At 69.4% G+C, this 6,665-nt stretch carries 5 protein-coding genes and 2 pseudogenes; all 7 read left to right on the top strand.

Annotated features, from left to right (window positions below):
• Positions 1–222: pseudogene (locus VB059_RS11460) on the top strand (hypothetical protein); the annotation flags it as partial.
• Between the two features lie 39 nt (positions 223–261).
• Positions 262–471: a hypothetical protein gene (locus VB059_RS11455; RefSeq protein ID WP_286268085.1), complete on the top strand. Its 210-nt coding sequence runs from the start codon at positions 262–264 to the stop codon at positions 469–471.
• Positions 472–486: 15 nt separating this feature from the next.
• Entirely contained in the window at positions 487–885 is a 399-nt protein-coding gene (locus VB059_RS11450; RefSeq protein ID WP_323422158.1) for a TadE family protein, read from the top strand.
• On the top strand, positions 882–1,364 hold the full coding sequence (locus VB059_RS11445) for a TadE/TadG family type IV pilus assembly protein (protein ID WP_323422157.1): 483 nt from the start codon (positions 882–884) through the stop codon (positions 1,362–1,364). The genes VB059_RS11450 and VB059_RS11445 overlap by 4 nt, the downstream gene beginning before the upstream one ends.
• Positions 1,364–1,783 (top strand): TadE/TadG family type IV pilus assembly protein, encoded by a 420-nt coding sequence (locus tag VB059_RS11440; protein WP_300079204.1) that lies wholly within the window; start codon positions 1,364–1,366, stop codon positions 1,781–1,783. The genes VB059_RS11445 and VB059_RS11440 overlap by 1 nt, the downstream gene beginning before the upstream one ends.
• Positions 1,780–5,064, top strand: coding sequence for a LysM peptidoglycan-binding domain-containing protein (locus tag VB059_RS11435; RefSeq protein WP_323422156.1), 3,285 nt, complete (start codon positions 1,780–1,782; stop codon positions 5,062–5,064). Before VB059_RS11440 ends, VB059_RS11435 begins: the two co-directional genes overlap by 4 nt.
• Before the next feature lie 131 nt (positions 5,065–5,195).
• Positions 5,196–6,462: pseudogene (locus VB059_RS11430) on the top strand (IS256 family transposase).
• The last annotated feature ends 203 nt before the right edge of the window (positions 6,463–6,665 follow it).

Here is a 6,665-nt window from a genome sequence, read left to right as displayed (position 1 = left end):
GACCTGGCCAACATCATGGCGCTGGCCGAACAGCAGACGATGCCCGTCTACCAGACCCTCCGGGAACACAACCGAGCGCTGCGCGTGGCGCTCCTGACCGACGAGCAGGCCCGTGCGAACGCCGCATCCGAGCGGCTCACCATCCCTGCGACCATGCTGGCGATCGTCTTCATCGCCATCCTGCTGGGGCCATCCCTGATGACCCTGATGAGCACCACCTGACCCCAAAGGAAGAACCCCTTCAGGAGAGGAAACCCCACCATGATGCTCAACCTGTACGTGGAGAGCCAGCTCATGCGCCGCGACCTCGAGTCGTGGCTCGCCAAGCAGCGCAAGCGGATGCTCGCCGAGGACGGCATGTCTGAGACCATCCAGAACGTCCTCTGGGCGATCTTCGCCATCGCGATCGTGGGGATCGTCGCCGCGATCATCCAGGCCTACGTCGTAGGCAAGGCCAACGAGATCCGATAGCAGGCGACGACGACCATGCGACGGTCCAGGACCAAGCAGTCGGCGAAGCGAGGAGAGCGCGGCTCGTCATCGATCGAGATGGTGATCGCGCTCCCGATCGTGCTCACCGTGCTGTTCCTGGCCGTCCAGGCCGGCACCTGGTTCCACGCCCGGTCGATCGCCCTGGCGTCCGCCCAGTCGGGCGCCCGCACGTCGGCGATGCTCAACTCCACCCTCGAGGCGGGGTTGTCGAGCGCGAGGTCCTTCGCCACCGACGTGGGAGGGACGACGCTGACCGGCGTGACCGTCACCGGCGACAGGACGGCGACCAGCACCACCGTGACGGTGACCGGCCACAGCGTCCGGCTGGTGCCGTTCATGGACGTGACCGTGTCCCAGTCGGCCACCCTCCCGGTCGAGAGGTACACGCGATGAAGCAACGACTTCACGACTCCCGACGCTTCAGGCTCGGGAGGCCCAATCCTCGGAGCTGGAAGACCTCCGCCGATGAGCGCGGCTCGGCAGCGATCGAGCTGGTGTTGTTAGTGCCGACACTCATGCTCCTGCTGATGTTCGCAGTGGCCGGCGGCCGGGTGGCTATCGCCCACGGGAGCGTCCAGCAGGCAGCCGCAGACGCCGCACGCGCGGCGTCCATCGCCCGCACCGCGGGTGCCGCGCAAACCACAGCCGTGGCGGCAGCGCGCGCCACCCTCGCCAACCAAGGGCTGACGTGCGCGTCCATGACGGTCACGCTCGACACCTCAGGGTTCTACAGGCCGGTGGGAACGCCCGCCAGTGTCGCGGCGACCGTGAGTTGCACGGTGGAACTGTCGGAGCTGTCCCTGCCCGGCCTGCCGGACCGGGTCGTCAGCGCGACGGTCACCAGTCCGCTCGATGTGTTCAGGGGGCGATGATGAGGCAGCGCGACGAACGAGGCTCGGTCACGGTGTGGGGCGTGCTGATCGCCGCGATCCTCACCCTCGTGATCGGCATCACCGTCGACCTCACCGGACAGGTCAACGCCCAACAGCGCGCGCACGACCTCGCCCAGCAGGCGGGACGGACGGCGGCGAACCAGGTTCAGGCCAGCCAGATCATGCGCGGCCAGTCCCCGCAGATCGACACCGCCGCCGCCCGCACCGCCGCAGCGGCCTACCTCCATGCCGCCGGCCTCGAGGGCAGCGTGAGCATCACCGGACCGACCACCCTGTCGGTGCACGTCACGATCGTCTACCAGCCGAAGTTCCTCGGAACCGCAGGCATCGGCCCCAAGACGGTCAGCGGCGACGCCACCATCCTGCTGTCGCGTGTCGTGAACGGAGCCCCCCGATGAACCAGCGACACAGTCACCCCCGCCTGGTCGGTTTCGCCGCCAGCCTGGCGCTGCTCGGCCTGCTCGTGGGGCTACCGGCGGTGCTGTTGGCGCTCGGCTGGGGGCCGACGCCGTCCGGCCTGGACGGCTGGTGGGCGGCGCTCACCACGCCGGATGACGGCCACCTGACCCTCTTGGTCCTGAAGGTCGCGGCGTGGATCGTCTGGGGTCTGCTGGCGATCACGATCATCACGGAAGCCGTCGCGGCGCTCCGAGGCCTGGAGGCACCTAAGCTGCCCGGTCTCCGGTGGTCCCAGGTGCCGGCGCGCCGGCTCGTGACAGCAGCACTGCTGTTGTTCATCACGGTGCCTGCTGCGGGGATCGAGACGGCATCCGCAGTTCCGGACAGCCCAAACCCGGTGGCCTCGCCGACGGTAACGGCCGCATCCCAGCCGTCGAAGCCCGCCCCGCCCACGCCGAGCGCCGTGGCGCTCTCGGTGGACGCCGCCTCGCCCGTCACCCACACGGTCAAGCGTGGCGAGACCCTGTGGTCGATCGCCGAGCACCACCTGGGGTCGGGGAGCCGCTACCCCGAGATCCTCAAACTCAACCACGAACTCCTGCGGGGTAAGGCGCAGTTCCTCAGGCCGGGATGGGTGCTCACCTTGCCCGCGGGCTCGCAAGCCGGCAGCGAGCAGGCCACGGCAGCGAACGACCACGCTCACTCCCGCCACACCGTGGTCAAGGGGGACACGCTGAGCGAAATCGCCCAGGAGCACCTCGACGACGCCGACGCCTGGCCCCGGATCTTCGAGGCCTCCCGCAAGCTCACCCAGCCGGACGGCCGTCGCCTGACCGACCCGGACCTCATCCTCCCCGGCTGGCACGTACTCATCCCGGCCGCTGAGGGAGCGACGCCCGACCTGCCCACCACCTCGCCCGAACCCGAACAAGCCGAGCCGACACCCCAGACCTCGCAGCCCACGCCGGCGGGCGCCGTCCCTTCCGCAACCGCCAAGCCCACGCCGGTAGCCGCGACGTCGCCTGCGACGTCCGAGACGGCCGGCGCTGTTCCCGTCGTCCCGTCGACCGCCCCGGCAACGCCCGCCCCGTCCGCCTCCGCGACCGTGGCCACGGACGTGAGCAGCGACGACAAGCCAGCGAGCGAGGCGTCCGACCGGGACTCCGACGCGCCGGCACCCTGGTTGCTGGTCGGGCTCACCGGAGCCGGCGGCGTCCTCGCCGCTGGGCTGCTGGCCGCGCTGCGCCAGCGCCGGAGGGCCCAGTTCCGTGCCCGTCGGCCGGGGCGGACGATCCAGGCGCCGCCGCCGGAACTCGTTCCGGTGGAGAAGACCGTGATGGCCGAGGGGCAGGCAGCGACGCCCACCCTGCTTGCCATCGACCACGCGCTCAGGTTGCTCGCCGTCTCCGGCGAGGACCGCGACGCCCCACCGCAACTCTTGGCTGTCCAGCTCCTGCCAGGCGAGGTGGCCGTGCAACTGGTCGAGCCCATCACGCTGGCGCATCCGTGGCGCCCGGACCCGGCCGACGGCCGCCGATGGCTGCTCGCCACCGGCGCGCACGAACAGGAGCCGACTGCCCGATCCGCCTACCCGCAGCTCGTCTCCGTCGGACTGGAGGACGACGGCGCCACGTGGCTGGTCAACCTTGAACAACTCGGCACGATCAGCCTGACCGGGGACCCCACCTACGCTGCCGACTTCGCTCGCTACGTGGCGGCCGAGATCGCGGTCAACCCGTGGGCACGCCAGGTCCAGCTCGACTGCATCGGGATCGCCAAGGAGGCCGAGCCGCTCGACCCGGCGCGCATCCGCCACCACCGTCTCGAGGACCCCACCGCGCTGGACGCGGCGATCGCAGCGGCCGGCGCGACCGTCGACAAGTGCGCCGAGCATGACGTGGCCGCAGCCGCCGGCCGCGTCGACGACCTGGGCGGCGACGTGTGGGACAGCTGGCTCGTCCTGGTCAACGGAGCGTTGTCGAGCACCCCGCTCGACCAGCTGCTCGCACTCGTCGGGGAGCATCCCGCGAGGACCGGCACGGCCGTCGTCATGGTCGCAGACACCGAGCCCATCCGTGGCCTCGGCGTCCGACTGACCGGGCAGGGCCGGGTGCTCATCCCGTCGCTCGGCCTCGACCTGATCGCCAACGGACTCACCCCCGCCGAAGCCCAGGGCTGCGCCCTGCTCCTGGCCCACGCCGACCTGCTCGACGACGTCGAGATGCCCAGCGACGGCGACGACGGTTGGCGCGAGTACGTGGACGCCGCCGGAGCGATCCGTGACGAACTCGTGCTGCCCCGCGACACAGACCCCGAGTCCGAGCCGGGGGCGGCGGTGGTTCCAGCCCCGGACGCCGAGGTCCTCAGCGTGGCTGCGACCACCGCGGACGACCTTCAGCAGCTCGCGCCGCACGTGCCCGACAAGGTCCGGGCGGCTGTCGAGGGAGCCGACCCAGGTCTGGACGCCGACCTGGCGGCCTGGGCTGATGGCACCCGCCCGCACCTGCGGCTCCTTGGTCCCATCCAGGCGCGCACCGGTACCACCGGGAAGCCCACGGTGGTCGCGAAGCGCAAGGCCTTCTACACCGAACTCCTGGCGTTCCTGGCGCTGCACCCCCAGGGCGTCACGATCGACCAGGTCGTCGATGCGTTCGGCTCCGACGCCACCCAGATGAGGGTCCACCTCTCGAAGGTGCGCAGCTGGCTGGGCGTCGACCCCACCACCGGCGGCAACTACCTGCCCGACGCCACGCAGTCCCCGGCCGGCATCGCCCGAGGCATGGGCATCTACCAGCTGGTCGGCGTCCTTGCCGACATCGACCTGTTCCGACGGCTCCGCGCGCGTGGCCAAGCACGCGGTCCCGAGGGCCTTGTCGACCTTAGGGCGGCGTTGGGGCTCGTGGCCGGGGAGCCCTTCACGGGACAACGAGGACGCGGCTGGGCTTGGCTGGCCGATGGTGACCGCATCGACCATCACATGGTGTGCGCCGTGGTCGACGTCGCGCACACGGTCACCATCGCCGCGCTGCACTCCGGCGACCTGTCGCTGGCGCGCGCCGCCACCGAGACCGCGCTGCTCGCTGCTCCGTTCGAGGACACCCCTCGACTCGACCTCGCGTCCGTGGTTGCCGCCGAGGGTGACCGGCAGGCCGCCGAACGCATCCTTCGCCACGACGTGAGCAACCGCGCCGACGACGGCGATGCTCCCGACGACCTACCTGACCGCACCGCCGAGCTCGTCTCCAGCCCGCCGTGGCTGAAGAAGGGACGTGTCGCCTGACCTCGCGAGCAACGGGGCGGAGTCCCTTAGGGTGGTGGCAATTCCTGCAGGTCAGCGAGCATCCTTGGGGTGTTGGTGGGCCATCGTGGGTGTCCAGAGTTTCGACCAAGAATCCTAGGAGTGTTCCCACGATGGCCCGCAACCAGTCTGCCCTGTCCACCTTGATCAGTGAAGTCCTGTCCGACCCGAGCCTTGCAGGAGACGCCGTGTTCCGTCGACTGTTGGAGGCGGGCCTCCAAGACCTCATCGAGGCTGAAGCCACCACCAAGATCGGGGCGGGGCGCTATGAGCGCAGCGAGTCCCGCCTCACCCGACGCAACGGAAGTCGCGACAAGACGGTGTCCACCCCGGCAGGAGACGTGGTGGTGGCCATCCCCAAGCTGCGTGAGGGGTCCTTCTTCCCCAGCCTCCTCAACCCCCGCAAGCGGATCGACAAGGCCCTCTACGCCGTCATCTGCCAAGCGTGGATCAACGGGGTGTCCACCCGCAAGGTCGACGAGCTCGTCAAGGCATTGGGATGCGAGTCGGGCATCTCGAAGTCCCAGGTCTCAAGGATCTGCGCCGACATCGACTCCGTGGTCGAGGAGTTCCTGACCCGTCCCCTGTCCCACACGTGGTACCCGTACCTGTTCCTGGACGCCACCTACGTCGACGTCCGCCACGCCGGCCATGTCGTCTCCAAAGCGGTCGTGGTCGCCACCGGCGTCTCCGCCCAGGGCAGGCGTGAGATCCTGGGCATGAGGATCGGCGACAGTGAGTCCACCTACTTCTGGACGGAGTTCCTACGATCCTTGCGCGAGCGCGGCCTCAAGGTCTCAACCGACACCGACCCACTGGGAGTGCAAGTCGTCACCAGTGACGCCCACCAAGGCATCAAGAACGCCGTCAAAGCCATCCTCACCGGCGCCTCTTGGCAACGCTGCCGCGTCCACTTCGCTCGCAACGTCACCCAGACCCTGGGCTCCACCCGCTCCAAGCCCGTCAACGCCCTCATCGCCACCATCTTCGCCCAGACCACCCCAGAGGCCGTCAAGGACGCCTACCACCAGGTCGTGGCCTCCCTGACCCCGACCTTCCCCCAGATCGCCCAGATGCTCACCGACGCCGAAGTCGACCTCACCGCCTTCGCTGACCAGCCCCGCCCCCACTGGCAGAAGATCTGCACCACACAACCCCATCGAGCGACTCAACCGCGAGATCAAACGCCGCACCGACGTCGTCCAAGTCTTCCCCGACGACGCCTCCGCCACCCGCCTCATCGGAGCCATCCTCCAAGACCAAAACGAGGAATGGCAATACGGGGAACGCCGCTACCTCTCAGAGACCTCCATGCGCGACCTCACCGACCAACTCACCCACCCCAACCACCCCGACCCCACCCACCTCCTCACAGCCTGAAACCAACCCCCACCAGCCCAAACGAAACAACAGACACTTACACCACCAACAGGGACTTGATCTCCTACGGTAGGGCGTGTGTGGATTCGGCGGGTGCGAACGGGCTCAGGCGCGACGGCGGTCCAGCTCGTGGAATCGGTCGGCGGGCGGCGCCGGATCGTGGCGCATGTGGGCTCGGCGCACACCGAGGCCGAGTTGGGCTT

The sequence above is a fragment of the Raineyella sp. genome (genome assembly GCF_034933565.1).
Classification (GTDB): domain Bacteria; phylum Actinomycetota; class Actinomycetes; order Propionibacteriales; family Propionibacteriaceae; genus Raineyella.
The sequence above is the reverse complement of the archived record's forward strand: the minus strand, read 5'-3'. Positions and strand labels throughout refer to the sequence as shown.